We start from the raw sequence: 18,320 nt of genomic DNA on the forward strand, positions 1-18,320 counted from the left end.
CGCATATTCCTTGCCGAGCGCCACCATGATCGCGCCCGTGAGCGTCGCAAGGTCGATCATGAATTTCGGCTTGAAACGGTTCTGCGTGTACCAGAGCGCATCGGCGAGGACGAGGCGTCCTTCGGCGTCGGTATTGATGACTTCGATCGTCTGGCCCGACATCGACGTCACGATGTCGCCGGGCCGCTGCGCGTTGCCGTCCGGCATGTTCTCGACGAGGCCGATGACGCCGACCGCATTGACCTTCGCCTTGCGTGCACCCAGCGCATACATCAGGCCGGTAACGGCGGCCGCGCCGCCCATATCGCCCTTCATGTCTTCCATGCCGGCCGGCGGCTTCAGCGAAATGCCGCCCGTGTCGAAGCAGACGCCCTTGCCGATGAAGGCCACGGGCTTGTCCGTCGCCTTGCCGCCGGTCCAGCGCATGACGACGAGCTGGCTCTCGCGCACGCTGCCTTGACCGACGCCGAGGAGCGAGCCCATTCCAAGCTTCTTCATCTGCGCTTCGCCGAGCACCTCGACCTTGACGCCGACCTTCGTGAGCGCGCGCACGCGCTTGGCGAATTCGGCCGGGTACAGAATATTCGCCGGCTCGTTGACGAGATCGCGCGCGAGAAACGTGCCCTCGGCAATCTTGTCGAGTGTCGTGTAAGCTTTCCGCGCCGCCGCGTTCGCCTTGGTCATGACGGTGACGGCCTTCATCCTGCCGCCGTTCTCGTCCTTCTTCTTGGTCTTGTACTTGTCGAACTTGTAGCTGCGGAGCTTGGCGCCGAAGGCGATGCGGGCCGCTGCCTCGCCGGCCTGGATCTTCGCCGAATGCGCGCCGTCGACGATCACCGATGCGGTCGCCTCTTTCGCCCTCTCCAGCCTGCCGACGAGTTCGCCGCCCGCATTCTCCAGCGCCTGGACGGCAAGATCGGATGCCTTGCCGACGCCGAGCAGCAGAACGCGGCTCGCCGCGATCCCGTGCGGCGCGATGATTTCGAGAACGCTACCGGTCTTTCCGGTGAAGTTCGCCGACTTGACCGCCTTTTTGAGCGCCCCGCCCGTCTTGCGGTCGAGTTCGCCGGCGGCGCCTGACAATACGTTTCCGTCTGTCACCACAAGCGCGACGGCGCCGGGCTTCGTCAGCGAAACGTCGGCAAAGGAGATATTCATGGATAGACCTTTCTGGCTCTCTCGAAGCGGGCCCGCCGGTAATAAGCGGGCGAATCGTCAATGCGGCCGTGAACACCCCTCCCCGCGAACGCGCCCCAGGGGAGAGGCAGCGTCCGGGGCTTTATGAGCGGCCGGCTTTTCCGGTCGGTCAAAATGGGATAACCATTCATCTCGGCCAAGGAGGCATCCTAACGGAAACCCTTGGGAGGAAAAACAGTTCGTCGCTCCTCGACCCTCGCGCCTTTCCACAAACCTGCCCCTGAAAGCCGGGACGGATGCCCCTAGCCCTCATACGATACATCTTCTGGCAATCGGCCGGGCCTTTCGCCATCGCGACATTCGTGTTGTCGGGCATCATTTGGCTGACCCAGGCCTTGAAGATGCTGGACGTGCTCATCAGTCAGGGCCAGAGCCTTCTCACCTTCTTTCAGTTGAGCCTGCTGGCGTTCCCCACGGCGGTCAACACAGTGCTCCCGATCGCGCTTTTCATCGCGCTGATCTACGCGCTGAACAAGCTCATCACCGATAGCGAGTTGATCGTCATGTTCTCGGCCGGTGTCAGCCGCTGGACGGTCACCATTCCCGTGATGATGCTGACCGCGGTGACCGTTGTCATCGTCCTCTTTCTCAATCTGTGGCTGATGCCCGCCGGCATGCGAGAGCTCAGGACGAAGCTTTTCGAGATTCGCGGCGATGTCGCGACCTCGCTTATCCGCGAAGGCGCCTTCACCAATCCGGTCAAGGGCCTCACCGTCTATGTGCGCGCCCGGACACCGGACGGCGGCGTCCGCGGCATTCTGGTGCATGACGGCCGGGATCCGGCACTTCCGGTTACCTACATGGCCGAAACGGGCGAGATGGTGCGTACGCCCAACGGCCCGCGCCTCGTGATGTACAATGGCAATATCGAGCGCGTTACCCGCCAGGCGACGAAGACCGAGAGTCCGGTCACGCTCCTCTATTTCGACAAATACACCTACGACCTCTCCCAGTATTCCACCGACGAGCCTGGCGTGATCTGGGAAGCGCGCGAGCGTTACCTGGGTGAGCTCTTCCATCCGGCGAGCAACGATCTGTACGGCCAGACCTCCCGGGCGCGGCTGCGCGCCGAAGGTCACGACCGGCTGATCGCCGCGGTCTATCCGATCATGTTCGCCCTGATCGCTCTCGCCGCTCTGCTGCCGGCGCCGTTCAATCGGCGAGGCTATACGCTCCGCATCGCGATGGCCGCCCTTGTTGCCGTGATCGCGCGGGTGATCGGCTTCGGCCTCGTCAACGCCGCCGCCGGGCAGGCGATGCTCATTCCGGTCATCTATCTGCTGCCGATTGTAGTCGGCGCGGCCTCGGTCGCCGTTATCGCCGGTATGCGTTTCGACCAACTCTGGCGCCAGCTACTGACATGGGCGGACCGGCTGCCGCTGATCGGCGCGAGGGGATGAACGCATGAACCTTTCCTGGACCCTGTCGCGCTATCTCGGACGCCAGTTCCTCGTCACGGTGCTGATCACCTTCGCTATTGTCCTTTGTCTCATCTACATGATCAGCCTCGTCGAACTGACTCGGAAGGCCGCCGATCACACCGACATCGCCTTCGGCACACTCGCCTCCATGGCGCTGCTCGAACTGCCGACGGTCGGCGGCGACACGCTGCCCTTCGCCGTGCTCTTCGGCGGCATGGCCTCGTTCCTGCGGCTGACGCGCAACCACGAACTCGTCGTCGCCCGTGCCGCGGGCGTATCCGCGTGGCAGTTTCTAGCGCCCGCCCTCGCCGTCTCCCTCGCCATCGGCACGGTGATCATCACTGTCTACAATCCGGTCGCTTCCGCAATGTCGGCGCGCTACAGCGAACTCGAGGCGAAGTTCCTGCGCGGTCGGCCGAGCCTTCTGGCCGTCTCGACCAATGGATTGTGGCTGCGGCAGGCCGACGCTGGCGGGCAATCCGTCGTCCACGCGCTGCGCGTCAGCGAACGCGGCCTCCGACTCGAGGACGTCATCATCTTCCTCTACGGCAGCGGCGACAATTTCATCGGCCGTATCGACGCGCGCAGCGCCGTCCTCGCCGATGGCTATTGGGACATGAAAGACGCCTGGGTCACACATACCTCCGAGCAGCCGCGGCACTACGACACGTTTCGCCAGCCGACGACCCTGACCCTGACCCAGGTGCAGGAGAGCTTCGCCGATCCCGACACCATATCCTTTTGGGACTTGCCCCATTTCATCGACATGGCGGAGGCGGCCGGGTTCTCGGCGCAGCGCTACCGACTGCATTTCTACGACATCCTGTCGACACCGGTCCTGCTCTGCACCATGGTCTTCCTCGGCGCCGTCTTTTCACTTCGGGCTTCGCGGCTCGGCGGGCTCGTCCAGTTGGTGGTCGGCGGCGTTTTTGCGGGCTTCCTGCTCTATTTTCTGAGCGCCCTGTCGCTCGCGCTAGGACTTTCCGGCGTCCTTCCGCCCTTCCTGGCGGCCTGGGCGCCGGTTATCGTGGCGATGCTTTTGGGGCTTGCGGTTCTCTTTCACCTCGAAGACGGTTAAACATCGGGGACGAATCCAAGTTGCAGGGGGTTATTTTGAGGGGATCGAGGATGGGGTCAGCCGGCCGACGGGTCGCAGCGATTGCCGCGGCCGCCGCAGTGTCGGCCCTTGCCGCCTGGCCGATCGACGCATCCGCCCAGACCAACCCCGTGGCTCAGAACCCCGCAGGGAACCCGGCGATGTCCGGCGGCCCGACCGCCACCCCCGTGGACAATGCATCCAAGCCCTACCCGGAGTCGGGCGAGGTACTGATGCAGTCCGACGATCTCACCTACGACCGCGAGGCCCGTGTGGTGACCGCCACCGGCCATGTCGAGATTGCCTATGGCGACCGTATCCTGATGGCCGACAAGGTCACTTACGATCAGAACACCGGCGTCGTAACGGCGGACGGTCACGTCTCGTTGCTCGAGCCGGAGGGCGACGTCGCGTTTGCCGAGCACGTCGTCCTGCGTAACCAGATGAAGGATGGCGTCGTCCAGACGCTGCAGGTGCTCCTCACCGACAAGTCGCGCCTTGCCGGTCGCGATGCGGTGCGCCAGGGCGGCGTGGTGACGACGGTGCATCGCGGCGTCTACAGCCCCTGCGAAATCTGCGAGAAGCAGGGCCAGACCACTCCCGTCTGGCAGATCAAGGCTTTCCGCGTCGTTCACAACAAGGAAGAGAAGCGGATCATCTACGAAGATGCCACGATGGAAATGTTCGGCATCCCGGTCTTCTACATTCCGTTCTTCTCGCACCCCGATCCGACGGTGAAGCGCCAGTCCGGTTTCCTGACGCCGGGCTTCGCAAGCTCGACCGAACTCGGACAGCAGTTGACGATCCCCTACTACTGGGTGATCGCGCCGAACATGGACGCGACCATCGCGCCGCGCTTCACCACGAAGGAAGGCATCGTTTATCAGGGCGAAGTCCGCCACCGCCTCGAATCCGGCTCCTATCAGTTCTTCGGCACGGCTACCTGGCCCGAGACGCGGACGGCCGGTACGCCGGGTGACTCGACCTTCCGCGGCAGCCTCTTCGGCAATGGCGAATTCAAGCTCGCACCAACCTGGAGTTGGGGTTTCCAGACCGAACTTGTCTCGGACAATACCTATCTGCGTAGATACGGGCTCTCGGATGCGACCGACCTGACGACCAATATCCACCTCAATCAGGTCGACGGGCGCGACAGCTTTTCGGCGAACGCCTACTACTTCCGCAACCTGCTGGCCGGTACCGACAACGACAACACGCCCTGGGTCGCACCGATCGTCGACTATGAAAAATATCTCGGCGACATACTCGGCGACGGCCGGCTGAAATTCTCGAGCGACGCGATGGTGCTCGGTACACCGGCCGGACTCGACTCCCGCCGTCTCTCGGCGAGCTTCGATTGGGACAAGCCCTTTACCTCCCAGGGTGGCGAGGTCTATCGCGTCTTCGCGAGCCTGCGCGGCGATGCCTATTCGACCGACAAGGCTCCCAATCCGGCGGCGCCCGGCACCTACTTCGGCCAGGAGACGATCTTCCGCGGCCTTCCAACCGTCGGTGCCGAAGCGAGCTACCCCTTCGTCCGGCCCGATCCCGCGCTCAAACAGGTGATCGAACCGATCGTGCAGGTGATTTATTCGCCGAACATCGGCAACAACGAACGCATTCCGAACATGGACTCGATCAACATCGAGTTCGACGACACCAATCTCTTTTCCGACAACCGCTTCCCCGGTCTCGACCGCTGGGAAACCGGCGCGCGCGCCAATGTCGGCGTCCGGTATTCGGTCTACGGCGCCGGCGGCGGACAGGCGAGCGTATTGTTCGGACAGACCTATCGCTTGAAAGAAGACACGTCCTTCTCCGAAGCCAGTGGATTGCGGGACCAGGCTTCCGATTATGTCGGCGCTATCCAGATTGCCCCCAACGACAATCTGGTCGCCGTCCACCGCTTCCGCATCAGTGAGGACGATTTCAAGTTCAGCCGCAATGAATTCGACGTTTCGGCGCGTACCGGTCCGCTCACGAGTTCGCTCGGTTATGCCTACTTCGCCGCCGATCAGGCGGTGACCACCGCCACCGGCGCTCGCGAACAAATATCCTTCGGCTCGACCCTCAAGCTCAGCCAGTACTGGCGTCTGTTCGGCCGAACCGTCCGCGACCTGGCCAACAGCGCGACGATCTCCAACCAGCTCGGCGTCGGCTATCAGGACGATTGTTTCGGTCTGGTGCTCGGCTTTTATCAGTCGAACATCAGCTACCAGGACATTCAGCGATCGAACACCTTCCTGGTCCAAATCACCTTCAAGAACCTCGGTTCAACGGGCGTTGGCAGCCAGGGAAATCTCACCGGCAAAGCGACCAATATGGGTATCGTCAACCCGGGCACCTCCGTCTTCGGCGACCCGGACACCTCGCTTTTCGGCGATCCCCTGACCGTCATGACCAGCAGCCGGCGTCCCGGCATCGGTCCGAACAGATAAGCGCCGGTCGGGCAGCCAAACCGCTGAAACTTGCGGCTTTTTCGCCCCCGTCGTCGGTTGATTAGAGCGTCGATTGCAGTATTCTGTGCGCCTCAGGCCAGGGGCGTCCAGGCCAACACGGGAGGGGCTTCGCCCCCTTTGAAACAGTCATGAAGCCATCCAAGCTCGCGTGCTCGCTCGCGCCTGCCGTAATTGTTGCCTGCCGGGTCCTCTCCGCCTTCGCCTTCGTTTCGCTGGTGGGACTGGCCGGAATTTCGCCCGGACGGGCGGCCGATAGCCTCGGCGCTCCGTCGCCCGACAGCCTCGGATTGTCCACCGACGAACCGTCAGCGACGAGCGCCGGCGATACGCAGGGCATCGTCGCGATCGTCAACGACCACATCATCTCGAGATACGACCTCAATCAGAGGGTCAAGCTCGTGATGGTCACGTCCGGCATTCCCAACTCACCGGAGATGATCGACCGCATCCAGAAGCAGGTTCTCCGCAGCCTCATCGACGAGGCGCTGGAAGTCGAAGAAGCAAAGCGTCTCGATCTGAAGGTTGAACAACGCGAAATCGATCAACAACTCGCGCAGATCGCCGCGCGGGCCAACATGACTCCCGCGCAGATCGACGATTATCTGAAGGAAAACGGCGTCTCCAAAGATGCATTGATATCGCAGCTCTATGCCGACATCGCCTGGAACAAGGTCATCGGACAGCAATACGCGCCACTGGTCACCGTCGGCGACGACGAGATCGACGAGACATTGAAGCGGATCGAGGCGGAAGCCGATCAGCCGCGCTATCTCGTCTCGGAAATCCTGCTGACCTTCGACAATCCGCAACAGGAGGCCGAGGTGATGGCCGGCGCGCAGCGTCTGGTCGATCAGATGCGTCAGGGTGCACCTTTCGCAGCCGTGGCTCGTCAGTTCAGCCAGTCGGCGAGTTCCGCCAATGGCGGCGACATCGGTTGGGAACATGCCAGCCAGATGCCGGCCGAGATCGTTCCCGTCGTTCAGCAGATGACGATCGGCGGGATTTCCGATCCGATCAGGACGCTGAACGGCGTCTATATAATCCAGGTCCGCAACAAGCAGACGGGTCTTGGTCCCGATCCGCTGCAGGACCGCTGGACACTTGCCCATGTCCTGTTGCCTCTGACGCCGGATGCGCCGGATGCGCTGGTCGCGCGCCGTGCGGCCGAAGCGCAGAAGTTCATCAGCGAATTCAAATCCTGCGATGCCATCGCCGATCAGGTAAAGCAATTCGTGGGCGGCATGGCGCAGGCGCCGCGAACCGTCGTCTTCGGTCAGCTCGATCAGCGGCTGCGCGAGGGCCTCTCCAAGGCCAAACCCGGCGATGTGTTGAAGCCGGTGCGCAGCCAGCAGGGCATCGAGATGATCGCCGTCTGCGGCTATCAGGCGGACAGTGGCGGCGCCCCCACGCGCGATCAGATCGAAAACAGCATCTACTCGCAGCGTCTCGACATGATGGCTCGGCGGCATCTGCGCGATCTCAGGCGGGACGCGGTCGTCGACATCCGGTGATATGAAGCGCGATCCGCAAGCCGCGGAGTGGGATTTGCCATGACCAGTGCGGACAGGCCGCTCGCTCTCAGCATGGGAGAGCCGGCTGGCATCGGCCCCGAGATCACGCTGAAAGCCTGGGCCGCGCGGAAGGCGGAACGGCTTCCCGTCTTCTTTGCGGTCGGCGCGCCCGCGCTCTACCGCGCGCAGGCCGCCCGCCTCGGCCTCGACGTTCCGCTGCACGAGATCGGATCGCCGGAGGATGCCGCGCGCGTCTTTGAAAGAGGCCTTCCCGTCCTGGCGGTCTCGCTGGCCACCGATGTTGAACCGGGCATCCTTGCGCCGCGGAATGCGCCTGCGGTCATGCAGGCGATCGACATCGCCTGCGACCTCACGCTGGCGGGCCGGGTCGCCGGCATGGTGACGAACCCCATCCACAAGCGCGCGCTCTACGAGGCCGGTCTCCAGGTTCCGGGCCATACGGAATATCTGGCTGCGCGAACCGGCGGCGCGACGCCGGTCATGATGCTTTCCTGCCCCGGCCTTCGGGTCGTGCCGGTGACGGTCCACGAACCGCTCGCCCGCGTCGCGACGTCGCTCACGACGGCGATGATCGCCGAGAAAGGCGTCATCCTTGCCAAGTCGTTGAGGCGCGATCTCGGCATCGCCCGCCCGCGCATCGCCGTCGCCGGGCTCAATCCTCATGCTGGCGAGGAGGGGCACATCGGCCGCGAGGAAATCGACATCATAACGCCCGCGCTGGCCGCGGTCCGCGAAGCCGGTGCCGAGGTCTTCGGTCCGTTGCCGCCCGACACCATGTTCCACGCCGCCGCCCGTACGCGTTATGACGCGGCACTCTGCATGTATCACGACCAGGCGTTGATCCCGTTGAAGACCCTGGACTTCGAACGCGGCGTCAATACAACGCTCGGCCTTACCATCGTGCGCACTTCGCCCGACCATGGCACCGCGCTCGATATCGCCGGCCGAGGCCTCGCCCATCCCGGTAGCCTCATCGAGGCGATCCGTCTCGCGGGTGAAATCGCCCGCCATCGGGCGACTTCATGACCGAAAAAGACGACGGACTGCCGCCGCTGCGCGAGGTCATCTCGAAGCACGGCCTCGGCGCGCTGAAGGCGCTCGGCCAGAACTTCCTGCTCGACCTCAATCTGACCGGCCGCATCGCCCGCGCCGCGGGCCCGTTGCAGGGCTATGAGGTCATCGAAGTCGGCCCCGGCCCCGGCGGCCTCACCCGTGCCTTGCTCGCCGAGGGCGCGGACCGCGTCATAGCCATCGAACGCGACCGGCGCTGCCTGCCCGCGCTGGTGGAAATCTCCGCCGCCTATCCGGGCCGCCTCACCGTCGTCGAAGGCGACGCGCTCGAAACGAACATGGCGAGCCTCGTCAAAGGCCCGGCGCGGATCGTCGCGAACCTGCCCTACAACATTGCCACGCCACTCCTCGTACGCTGGCTTCAGACGGAGCCCTGGCCGCCCTATTACGCGAGCCTGACGCTGATGTTCCAGAAGGAAGTCGCAGAGCGCATCGTCGCGCCGCCGGGCGGCAAGGCCTATGGCCGGCTCGGCGTTCTCGCCCAATGGCGCTCGAAGGCCCGCATGCTCTTCGATATCAACCGCAGCGCCTTCACGCCGCCGCCAGCGGTGACTTCCACCGTCGTTGAACTCATACCCCGCTCGGAACCCCTCGCGCCAGCCGACCCAGCCATCCTGGAGCGCGTCGTCGCCGCCGCCTTCGGCCAGCGGCGCAAGATGCTTCGCTCGAGCCTCAAGGCGCTCATGCCCGATCCCGCCGGGATCATCGAACAAGCGGGCGTCGATCCGACGCAGCGCGCCGAGGAACTCTCCGTCGAGGAATTCTGCGCCCTCGCCCGCGCCTATGCGGCGACACGCTGACAGGTTGTGGAGCTTGGCCCCGCATGCCAAATTGCCGGAAACAGGCGGCGAAGACCGCCCATGTGAGGATAGGAGCCCGTCATGAAATCCCAGGCCATCATCGATTACGGTCAACCGTTGCAGGAAGTCACGAGCGACACGCCGCAGCCAAAGGGCACCGAAGTGCTCCTCAAGGTTACGCATTGCGGCGTCTGCCATTCGGACGTTCATCTTCATGACGGCCATTTCGACCTCGGCGGCGGCAACAAGCTCGACGTGCGCGGCGGACGCAAGCTTCCCTTCACGCTCGGCCACGAGATCGAAGGCGAAGTGGTCGCCATCGGCGACGATGCCGAAGGCGTGACCATCGGCCAGCGCCGCGTCGCCTTTCCCTGGATCGGCTGCGGCCAGTGCCCGACCTGCAAGCGCGGCGAGGAGCAGCTCTGCAACCGGCCGGTCAATCTGGGCATTCAGGTCGCCGGCGGTTATGCGACGCACGTCCTGGTGCCGCATCCGCGCTACCTGATCGACTATACGGGCGTGCCGCAGGGCCTCGCCGCCACCTATATGTGCTCCGGCCTCACCGCCTATGGCGCGATGAAGAAGCTCGGCGACATCAGCCCGGAAGAGCGCGTGCTCGTCGTCGGTCTCGGCGGCGTCGGCATGATGGGCCTGCAATTCGCCAAGGCGATGTTCCCCTCCGCGCCGCTCGCGGCCGACGTCGATGAGCAGAAGCTGCAATCGGCGAAAGGCGCCGGTGCACACGAAGTCTACAATCCGAAGGATCCGGAGGCGCTGAAGAAGCTGCTCGCCGACACCAATGGCGGCGTGCCGGCGGCGGTGGATTTCGTCGGCTCCGAAGCCTCGCTCAAATTCGCGACCGGCGCGGTGCGCAAGGGCGGACAGGTCGTCGTCGTGGGGCTCTTCGGCGGCGGCTTCTCGATGCCGATCCCGATGTTCCCGATGCGCGCCATCTCGATCGGCGGCTCCTATGTCGGCTCGCTCGGCGAGACGCTTGAAATGATGGAACTGGTCAAGGCCGGCAAGATCGATCCGATCCCGGTGCAGGAACGTCCTCTCGCCGAAGCCTCGAAGACGCTCGACGATCTGCGCGCCGGGCATGTTCTCGGCCGCGTCGTATTGCGCCCCTGAGGCACATGAAATCATGACCTCCCGGCCTGAACTCTCGGTCAGCTTCCACAACTTCGAGGGGAATTTCACGCCGACGAAATCCGCACTGCTGCGCGGGCTTGCCGAGAGGTTCGAGTTGAAGGTGGAGGTCCTCGGCAAGGACCTCCAGTTCTTCAGCGTCTGGGGCAAGGATCTCATCCCCGCGAAGAACAGGCCGCGCGCGCTTCGCGTCTGGGTGACTGGCGAGCCCTACGAACCGCGGCACATGATCTACGATCTGCACTTCGGTTTCCTGCCGGAGTCGCTGATGGGCAAACGCTGGATACGCTACCCCTACTGGTCGACGCAGATCGACTGGTGGGACCCGGCCTCGCCGCTCTCCCCCGAACGGTTGCTGGGCGAACGGCGTTTTTCGCCGCGCGAGAAATTCTGCAATTTCATATACACGAACCGGACGTCGTTCCGGACCGAATTCTACGATCAACTCAACCGGCGCCGTCCGGTCGACAGTCTCGGCCGCGTTCTGAACAACACCGGCGGGCCCTGCGCCGACAAGATCGAAACGATCGGCAACTATCAGTTCACGATCGCCTTCGAGAATTCCCTTTCGCCGGGGTACGTCACGGAAAAGCTGATCGATCCGATCGCGGCGGGCTCCATCCCCATTTACTGGGGAGCTTCGGAAGCAAAGACCGACCTCAATCCGGAGGCCTTCATTTTCGCGCGCGACTTCGACTCGTTCGAGGCGCTAGCGGATCGCGTCATCGACTTGAGCGGATCGAACGAAGCGATGGAACGGATCGTCACCGCACCGGTCTTTCACGGAAACAGGATTCCCGAGCAATATACCAATCGCTACTACGTCGACAGGATCGTCGAGGCCCTGTCTTCTTCCGCCGGCATGCCGGAGCGCCACACGCTCAACGACGTGCTGATCGCCGATCAGGCGATCTACGGGACCCGCCGCACATCGAAACAGCGCTTCCGCCAGAGCTTCCGCAAACGCGTCGACAAGATCGCCCGGCTTCTGGCCCGCTGACGCCTAAAGCGTTTCCCTCAACTGTTTGACGAAGTTCGACAGACCCGTCAGCCTGCGACGACGGAGCCGCTCGGCCTGAAGGATCGAGCGCAATTCGATGAACGCCTGATCGATGTCGTCATTGATGATGATGTAGTCATATTCCAGGTAGTGGCTGATTTCGTCCGAAGCCTTCGCCATGCGCGACGCAACCACTTCCGCCGAATCCTGCGCGCGCCTCTTCAGCCGCCGCTCCAGATCCTGCGCCGACGGCGGCAGCACGAAGACCTTTACGAGGTCCTCATGCGCGACCTCATCGATCTGCTGCGTCCCTTGCCAGTCGATATCGAAGAGCACGTCCCGGCCTTGTGCCAGCGCCCGATCGACTGGCGCGCGCGGTGTGCCGTAGTAATTGTCGAAGACCTTGGCGCTTTCCAGAAACTCGCCGCGATTGCGCATCAGTCCGAAATCCTCGGTGCTGACGAAATAGTAGTCGCGGCCCTCGACCTCACCCGGACGCGGCCGGCGCGTCGTCGCCGAAACCGACATGGTGATCATCGCATCGCCCTCGAGCAGCATTCGCGACAACGTCGTCTTGCCCGCGCCCGACGGCGAGGAAAGCGCAAGCATCAGGCCCCTGCGGCCGACATGATCTTCATTCGACATTTTGAATTTGCTCGCGCAACTGATCGATCACCGCTTTCAATTCAAGACCGATGCGGGTGAGGCCGACATCCGCCGCCTTGGAGCACAGCGTGTTCGCTTCGCGGTTGAATTCCTGCGTCAGGAAATCGAGCCGGCGACCCGCGGGTTCCGTCCCGGCGAAGAGCTCGCGCGCCTGGGCCACATGCGCGATCAGCCGGTCGATCTCCTCGCGCACATCGGCCTTGGTCGCGAGCAGCGCCGCTTCCTGTGCCAGCCGCTCCTCGGAAAGCGCCGGCGAAGCCCCGAGCAATTCGGCGACCTGCGTCCTGAGCCGCGCGCGCATCGCCTCGATACCGGCGGAAGGCGAAGCGGCGGCCTGCCGCGTCAGCCGTTCGATCTCGTCAACCTGTTCATGCAAAATGCCTTCGAGCCGCCTGCCCTCTTCGGCGCGGGCGCGGGCGAGCGAAATGACGGCTTCGGCAAAAGACGCAAGCACGAGTTTTTCGAGCGCCGCGTGATCTTCCTCGCCCTCCTCGCCCTCGCTGGTCTCGAGAATGCCCTTGAGCGCCAGAATGCCTTCCGGCCGCGGCGGCATCAGCTCGATGCGCTGTTGGAGCGCGGCGAGCGCGGCGAGAACGGCGTCCATCGCCTCCTCGTTGACGCGCAGCGGCGCCGCCGCGCGAACGCGGTCGATAGTCAGCGTCGCTTGCACGTTGCCGCGCTTCAGATGCTTTGCCATCTCCTCGCGAAGCCGCGGCTCAAGCCCTTCGAAGCCGGAGGGCAGACGGAAACGCGCATCGAGGCCCTTGCCGTTGACGCTGCGCAGCTCCCAATGCCAGCGCGTCAGGCCGGCCTCGTTGCCGGTCTCCCCATCAGCGCGGCCAAAGCCTGTCATGCTGGTCAACGGCATCTCGCGGGCCTTCCTGGAATCACTTTGAAACGGAACTGGAGTATAGCAGCGCCTCTGCGCGCCGGCGTCTTCACCTAATGGCCGGCATGGCCTGGCGGTGCCTGCAGCGGAATGACGGCGGCGTCCTTGGCCGACGCTTTCTCGGCCGGCTTTTCGGGGCTTTTCGTCGACTTCTTTTCGACCTGCCGCCAGCGCGAAACATTTCGCTCATGTTCGCCGAGCGAGCGTGAAAAGGCGTGGCCGCCGGTACCGTCGGCGACGAAATAAAGATCGTCCGTCGCTGGCGGGTTGAGCACGGCCTCGATCGAGGCGCGCCCGGGATTGCAGATCGGCGTCGGCGGCAAACCGTCGATCTGATAGGTGTTGTAAGGCGTCAGCCCGTCGAGCTCGCTGCGCCGGATCGGACGGCCCAGAGGACCTTTGCCGCCCGTGATCCCGTAGATGATCGTCGGATCGGATTGCAATCGCATCGGCTTCCTGAGCCGGTTGACGAAAACGGCGGCGACCTTCGGTCTCTCCGAGGCGATGCCCGTCTCCTTTTCGACGATCGAGGCGAGAATGATCGCTTCCTGCGGCGTCCTGACAGGCAGGTTCTGCGCCCGATTGGGCCACAAATCGTTCAGCAGCGCGGTCGCCGACTTCTGCATCCGCTGCACGATCTGCGCTCGCGTCGTGCCCCTGGAAAAATTGTAGGTCTCCGGCAGCAGAGAGCCTTCTGGCGGCAGCAACGGCATTTCGCCCGTCAGAACGGGGTCCGCCTTTACGATCTCCATCGCCTGGATGCTGGTCAACCCTTCAGGAATGGTGATCTGGTGAACGATCGACTTGCCTTCCCTCAGGATACGGACGATATCCGCCATGCTGGCGCGCGCCGGAATTTCATACTCGCCGGCCTTGAGCGAGCCGGACGCGCGGCCAAGCCGGACGCCCGTGCGAAAAATCAGCGCCTCTTCCACGACATGAGCGTCGTGGAGCTTTGCGGCGATGGCCGAAAGCCCGAGGCCCGGCGTCAGCCAGACGACGGTCGGCGTCTCCGCCGGACCCGGCGCGTTGAAACGCCATTTGCCGTAAAGGAAAACGCCGCCCGCGAGGAGGGCGGCGACGACCGGGAAAAAGACCAGCAGCGTCAGAAGGGGGCGAAGAAAACGACGTCTCGGCCGCACCTCGAAGCGGCCGGACGTCTCGTCCCCCGTATTCCCGTCCTCGGTCAATCAGTTGACCTTTTTCAACACCAGCGACGCGTTGGTTCCACCGAAGCCGAAGGAATTGGAAAGCGCGTAATTGACTTCCTTCTGGCGCGCCTTGAGCGGCACCAGATCGAGTTCGGTGTCGACTTCCGGATTGTCGAGATTGAGCGTCGGCGGAAGGATGCCGTCGCGGATCGCGAGCATGCAGAAGATCGCCTCGACAGCACCGGCGGCGCCGAGCAGATGGCCGATCGACGACTTGGTCGACGACATCGACACCTTGCTCACGGCATTGCCGAGAAGCCGTGTCACGGCGCCGAGTTCGATCGTATCGGCCATGGTCGATGTGCCATGGGCGTTCACATAGTCGATGTCGGAGGCCGAGATGCCGGCGCGCTTCAGCGCCATCTGCATCGAGCGGAAGCCGCCATTGCCGTCTTCCGGCGGCGCGGTGATGTGGTGCGCGTCGCCCGAAAGACCGTAGCCGACGACCTCGGCATAGATCTTCGCACCGCGGGCCTTGGCGTGCTCATATTCCTCGAGCACGACGACGCCCGCACCTTCGCCCATGACGAAACCGTCGCGATCCTTGTCGTAGGGACGCGAGGCGCGCTCGGGCGTGTCGTTGAAACTGGTGGAGAGCGCACGGCAGGCGGCAAAGCCCGCGATGCCGATCCGGTTGATGGCGGACTCGGTGCCGCCCGCGACCATCACATCGGCATCGTCGAGCGCGATGAGCCGCGCCGCGTCGCCGATCGCGTGGGCGCCGGTCGAGCAGGCGGTGACAACCGCATGGTTCGGCCCCTTGAGGCCGTGCTGAATGGAAACATAGCCCGATGCGAGATTGATGAGGCGACCGGTGATGAAGAAGGGGCTGACGCGGCGCGGGCCCTTTTCCTTGAGGGTGATCGCGGTTTCGGCGATGCCTTCAAGGCCGCCGATGCCCGAGCCGATCAGCGTGCCGGTGCGCCATTGCTCTTCGTCGGTCTTGGGATGCCAGTTCGCGTCGTCCAGCGCTTGGGTGGCGGCGGCGACTGCAAAGACGATGAAATCGTCGACGCGCTTCGATTCCTTGTGGTCCATCCAGTCGTCCTGGATGAACGCGCCCTCACCTTCCCGCGGCACGGGCATGGCGATCTTGCAGGGGAGGTCCGAGACGTCGAACTTCTCGATCGTACGGGCACCGGACTCACCTTTGAGGAGCCGGTTCCAGGTTACGTCGACACCGCATCCAAGCGGTGAAACCATGCCAAGTCCGGTAACGACTACCCGTCTCATATCGCGCCCTATTCCCACGTCGCCCGCCGCCAGGAAACGCGGGACGGGACCTCAACTTGATACCGAAAGCAAAAATCCGGCGGGACCGGTATGGGCGCGCCGGATCGGCAGACGTCGCGGAGCGGGGCGCAGGACGCGCCCAACGCTCCGCAGTCCGGGATCAGGACTTCGCGTTCGCCTTGACGAACTCGATCGCGTCTTTGACGGTCAGGATCTTCTCGGCCGCATCGTCCGGAATCTCGACGCCGAATTCTTCCTCGAACGCCATCACGAGTTCGACGTTGTCGAGACTGTCCGCGCCGAGATCATCGATGAAGCTCGCGTTCTCGGTCACCTTGTCGGCGTCGACGCCGAGGTGCTCGACCACGATCTTCTTCAAGCGTTCCGCGATATCACTCATTTTAAGTCCTCAGATTCCCTGTTTTGACCGGCTTCACGCCCCACTCCCCGAAGCCTCAAGCCCGAGGAAACAACGCGATTGAATTCGGTGGAAAGACTGCACCTCTTCTGGCCCATTTCAAGGCTGGATCGCAAGCCAAATCGAGGGGCCTAGGTAACACACTTTTCAGCATGGTGCCAGCAAAGGCACCCCTTTGAAACACGTCTCTAGCGCACTGTTTTTATTAACGTTTCCGCGACGGAAAAATACGCGGGCACTCAGATCATCGCCATGCCGCCATTAACATGGATCGTCTGGCCCGTCACATAGGCGGCTTCGTTGCTGGCCAGAAACACCACGGCGGCGGCGATTTCAGGCGCCTCGCCGAGCCGCCCGGCCGGGATCGTGCCCATGATCTTGCCCTTCTGATCGTCATTGAGCGCATCGGTCATCGCGGAGCGGATGAAGCCCGGCGCGACGCAATTGGCGGTGATGTTGCGGCTCGCGACTTCCTGCGCCAGCGACTTCGTCATGCCGATCATGCCGGCCTTGGAGGCGGCATAGTTGCCCTGCCCCGGATTGCCCATCACGCCGACGACGGAGGTGATGCCGATGATGCGGCCGAAGCGGCGCTTCATCATGCCGCGCAGCGAAGCGCGCGACAGGCGGAAGGCGGCGGTGAGGTTGACGCGGATCACCTCGTCCCACTCCTCGTCCTTCATGCGCATGAAGAGATTGTCGCGGGTGAGGCCTGCATTGTTGATGAGGATGTCGAGCGAACCCATCGCTTCCTCGGCCTGCTTCGGCAACGCATCGACGGCGGCGCCGTCCGAGAGATTGCAGGGCAGCACATGCGTGCGCTCGCCCAGCTCGGCGGCCAGTGCATCGAGCGCTTCCTTGCGTGTGCCGGACAGCGCGACGACCGCGCCCTGCGCGTGAAGGGCGCGCGCGATGTCGGAGCCGATGCCGCCCGACGCGCCGGTGACGAGCGCGTTCTTGCCTGTGAGGTCGAACATGTGGGTTCCCTGACTTAAAGTGTTTTCAGAAGAGCTTCGACATCCGCGGGCGTACCGGCCGCGGAAATCTCGGGCTCCTGCGCGATGCGTTTGACCATGCCGCTCAAGGCCTTGCCCGCGCCGACTTCGACGTAACGCGAGACGCCCTGCGACTCCATATAGAGCACGCTCTCGCGCCAGCGGACCATGCCGGTGACCTGGCGGACGAGCAAGTCGCGGATGGTCGCGGGGTCGGCGACACGGGACGCGGTGACATTGGCGACCAGCGGCACGGAGGGCGCCTTGATCTCGACCTGCGCCAGCGCGTCGGCCATCTCGTCGGCGGCCGGCTGCATCAGTGCGCAATGGAAGGGGGCGCTGACCGGCAGCAGCATGCTGCGCTTCGCGCCCCTGGTCTTGGCGATCTCGATGGCCCGCTCGACGGCGGCCTTCATGCCGGAGATGACGACCTGACCGCCGCCATTATCATTGGCCGCCTCGCAGACCTCTCCCTGCGCCGCTTCCTTCGCGATCTCGGAAGCCGCATCGAACTCGACGCCGAGCAGAGCCGCCATGGCGCCCACGCCGACCGGCACCGCGCGCTGCATGGCAAGGCCGCGCCGCTTCAGCAGGCGGGCCGCATCGGAAATCGTGAAACTGCCGGCCGCCGCCAGCGCCGAATATTCGCCGAGCGAATGGCCGGCGACGAAAGCGGCCTTGTCGGCCAGCTTGAAGCCGCCTTCCTTCTCGAGCGTCCGCATGACCGCGAGGCTGACCGCCATGATGGCCGGCTGGGCATTCTCGGTGAGCGTCAGGTCTTCCTGCGGGCCGTCCCACATCAGCTTCGAGAGCTTCTGGCCAAGCGCGTCGTCGATCTCCTGAAAGACCTCGCGGGCCGACGCAAAGGCCTCGCCCAGTTCCCGGCCCATGCCGACCGCCTGCGATCCCTGCCCCGGAAAGATGAAAGCCCTGCTCATCGACGCTCCCTGCCCTTGTATCCGGACCGATTCCGGCCCGTTTTGCCGCGCCAAGAGATACCGGCTGAGAGGGGCAAGTCAAGGCGACCCGGCCCCATTCGGTCCTTGCTTTCACTTGGACTTTCCGTATATTCCGCCCCTTCTGAAGGTCTCGGCTGGAGGCTGAACGGCGCACCGTGCCCGAAAGGGTGCGGCAGGGAGAAATCCCGGGCTCCGGTGTCTCCGCTTCTTTGGTGGTCCTTTCG

16 protein-coding genes are annotated in these 18,320 nt (G+C 63.9%); 8 read left to right on the forward strand and 8 right to left on the reverse strand.

What is annotated here, in order from left to right; genetic code table 11:
- The coding region (locus VMR03_RS04810; protein ID WP_325402805.1) for a leucyl aminopeptidase at positions 1 to 1,158 on the reverse strand (1,158 nt) is incomplete at its 3' end.
- A 275-nt stretch (positions 1,159 to 1,433) separates the two neighbouring features.
- Between VMR03_RS04810 and lptF the strand changes: the two genes are divergently transcribed.
- From lptF to VMR03_RS04850, 8 genes are all read left to right on the forward strand, one after another.
- Entirely contained in the window at positions 1,434 to 2,597 is a 1,164-nt protein-coding gene (gene lptF / locus VMR03_RS04815) for an LPS export ABC transporter permease LptF (RefSeq protein WP_325402807.1), read from the forward strand.
- Between the two features lie 4 nt (positions 2,598 to 2,601).
- Positions 2,602 to 3,696, forward strand: coding sequence for an LPS export ABC transporter permease LptG (gene lptG / locus VMR03_RS04820; RefSeq protein WP_325402809.1), 1,095 nt, complete (start codon positions 2,602 to 2,604; stop codon positions 3,694 to 3,696).
- 179 nt (positions 3,697 to 3,875) lie between these two features.
- Positions 3,876 to 6,152 (forward strand): LPS-assembly protein LptD, encoded by a 2,277-nt coding sequence (locus tag VMR03_RS04825; RefSeq protein WP_325402811.1) that lies wholly within the window; start codon positions 3,876 to 3,878, stop codon positions 6,150 to 6,152.
- Between the two features lie 149 nt (positions 6,153 to 6,301).
- Positions 6,302 to 7,684: a peptidylprolyl isomerase gene (locus VMR03_RS04830; RefSeq protein ID WP_325402813.1), complete on the forward strand. Its 1,383-nt coding sequence runs from the start codon at positions 6,302 to 6,304 to the stop codon at positions 7,682 to 7,684.
- 39 nt (positions 7,685 to 7,723) lie between these two features.
- Positions 7,724 to 8,731: a 4-hydroxythreonine-4-phosphate dehydrogenase PdxA gene (gene pdxA, locus VMR03_RS04835; protein ID WP_325402815.1), complete on the forward strand. Its 1,008-nt coding sequence runs from the start codon at positions 7,724 to 7,726 to the stop codon at positions 8,729 to 8,731.
- A complete protein-coding gene (gene rsmA / locus VMR03_RS04840) occupies positions 8,728 to 9,576 on the forward strand; it encodes a 16S rRNA (adenine(1518)-N(6)/adenine(1519)-N(6))-dimethyltransferase RsmA (RefSeq protein ID WP_325402817.1) in 849 nt (282 codons plus the stop codon). The genes pdxA and rsmA overlap by 4 nt, the downstream gene beginning before the upstream one ends.
- Before the next feature lie 81 nt (positions 9,577 to 9,657).
- Positions 9,658 to 10,707 carry an alcohol dehydrogenase gene (locus VMR03_RS04845; RefSeq protein ID WP_325402819.1) on the forward strand — a complete coding sequence of 350 codons (1,050 nt, stop codon included), beginning with the start codon at positions 9,658 to 9,660 and terminating at the stop codon, positions 10,705 to 10,707.
- Positions 10,708 to 10,720: 13 nt separating this feature from the next.
- Positions 10,721 to 11,725: a glycosyltransferase family 10 domain-containing protein gene (locus VMR03_RS04850; RefSeq protein WP_325402821.1), complete on the forward strand. Its 1,005-nt coding sequence runs from the start codon at positions 10,721 to 10,723 to the stop codon at positions 11,723 to 11,725.
- 3 nt (positions 11,726 to 11,728) lie between these two features.
- On the opposite strand, the gene gmk is transcribed toward VMR03_RS04850, so the two are convergent.
- The 7 genes from gmk to fabD form a co-directional block, all read right to left on the reverse strand.
- Positions 11,729 to 12,370, reverse strand: coding sequence for a guanylate kinase (gene gmk, locus VMR03_RS04855; protein WP_325402823.1), 642 nt, complete (start codon positions 12,368 to 12,370; stop codon positions 11,729 to 11,731).
- Positions 12,360 to 13,259, reverse strand: coding sequence for a YicC/YloC family endoribonuclease (locus VMR03_RS04860; protein ID WP_325402825.1), 900 nt, complete (start codon positions 13,257 to 13,259; stop codon positions 12,360 to 12,362). The genes gmk and VMR03_RS04860 overlap by 11 nt, the downstream gene beginning before the upstream one ends.
- A 74-nt stretch (positions 13,260 to 13,333) precedes the next feature.
- Positions 13,334 to 14,470, reverse strand: coding sequence for an endolytic transglycosylase MltG (gene mltG / locus VMR03_RS04865; RefSeq protein WP_325402827.1), 1,137 nt, complete (start codon positions 14,468 to 14,470; stop codon positions 13,334 to 13,336).
- A complete protein-coding gene (fabF, locus tag VMR03_RS04870) occupies positions 14,471 to 15,724 on the reverse strand; it encodes a beta-ketoacyl-ACP synthase II (RefSeq protein ID WP_325402829.1) in 1,254 nt (417 codons plus the stop codon).
- 160 nt (positions 15,725 to 15,884) lie between these two features.
- Entirely contained in the window at positions 15,885 to 16,124 is a 240-nt protein-coding gene (locus VMR03_RS04875) for an acyl carrier protein (RefSeq protein WP_012112293.1), read from the reverse strand.
- Positions 16,125 to 16,381: 257 nt separating this feature from the next.
- Positions 16,382 to 17,119 (reverse strand): 3-oxoacyl-[acyl-carrier-protein] reductase, encoded by a 738-nt coding sequence (gene fabG / locus VMR03_RS04880; RefSeq protein ID WP_325402836.1) that lies wholly within the window; start codon positions 17,117 to 17,119, stop codon positions 16,382 to 16,384.
- 14 nt (positions 17,120 to 17,133) lie between these two features.
- Positions 17,134 to 18,075 carry an ACP S-malonyltransferase gene (gene fabD / locus VMR03_RS04885; RefSeq protein ID WP_325402838.1) on the reverse strand — a complete coding sequence of 314 codons (942 nt, stop codon included), beginning with the start codon at positions 18,073 to 18,075 and terminating at the stop codon, positions 17,134 to 17,136.
- Between the last annotated feature and the right edge of the window lie 245 nt (positions 18,076 to 18,320).

This window comes from Parvibaculum sp., from assembly GCF_035511255.1.
Taxonomy (GTDB): Bacteria; Pseudomonadota; Alphaproteobacteria; order Parvibaculales; family Parvibaculaceae; genus Parvibaculum.

Coding starts and splice junctions, on each gene's coding strand:
- lptF (WP_325402807.1), top strand. CDS start 1,434: ATGCCCCTAGCCCTCATACGATACATCTTCTGGCAATCGGCCGGGCCT.
- lptG (WP_325402809.1), top strand. CDS start 2,602: ATGAACCTTTCCTGGACCCTGTCGCGCTATCTCGGACGCCAGTTCCTC.
- VMR03_RS04825 (WP_325402811.1), top strand. CDS start 3,876: ATGTCCGGCGGCCCGACCGCCACCCCCGTGGACAATGCATCCAAGCCC.
- VMR03_RS04830 (WP_325402813.1), top strand. CDS start 6,302: ATGAAGCCATCCAAGCTCGCGTGCTCGCTCGCGCCTGCCGTAATTGTT.
- pdxA (WP_325402815.1), top strand. CDS start 7,724: ATGACCAGTGCGGACAGGCCGCTCGCTCTCAGCATGGGAGAGCCGGCT.
- rsmA (WP_325402817.1), top strand. CDS start 8,728: ATGACCGAAAAAGACGACGGACTGCCGCCGCTGCGCGAGGTCATCTCG.
- VMR03_RS04845 (WP_325402819.1), top strand. CDS start 9,658: ATGAAATCCCAGGCCATCATCGATTACGGTCAACCGTTGCAGGAAGTC.
- VMR03_RS04850 (WP_325402821.1), top strand. CDS start 10,721: ATGACCTCCCGGCCTGAACTCTCGGTCAGCTTCCACAACTTCGAGGGG.
- gmk (WP_325402823.1), bottom strand. CDS start 12,370: ATGTCGAATGAAGATCATGTCGGCCGCAGGGGCCTGATGCTTGCGCTT.
- VMR03_RS04860 (WP_325402825.1), bottom strand. CDS start 13,259: ATGCCGTTGACCAGCATGACAGGCTTTGGCCGCGCTGATGGGGAGACC.
- fabF (WP_325402829.1), bottom strand. CDS start 15,724: ATGAGACGGGTAGTCGTTACCGGACTTGGCATGGTTTCACCGCTTGGA.
- VMR03_RS04875 (WP_012112293.1), bottom strand. CDS start 16,124: ATGAGTGATATCGCGGAACGCTTGAAGAAGATCGTGGTCGAGCACCTC.
- fabG (WP_325402836.1), bottom strand. CDS start 17,119: ATGTTCGACCTCACAGGCAAGAACGCGCTCGTCACCGGCGCGTCGGGC.
- fabD (WP_325402838.1), bottom strand. CDS start 18,075: ATGAGCAGGGCTTTCATCTTTCCGGGGCAGGGATCGCAGGCGGTCGGC.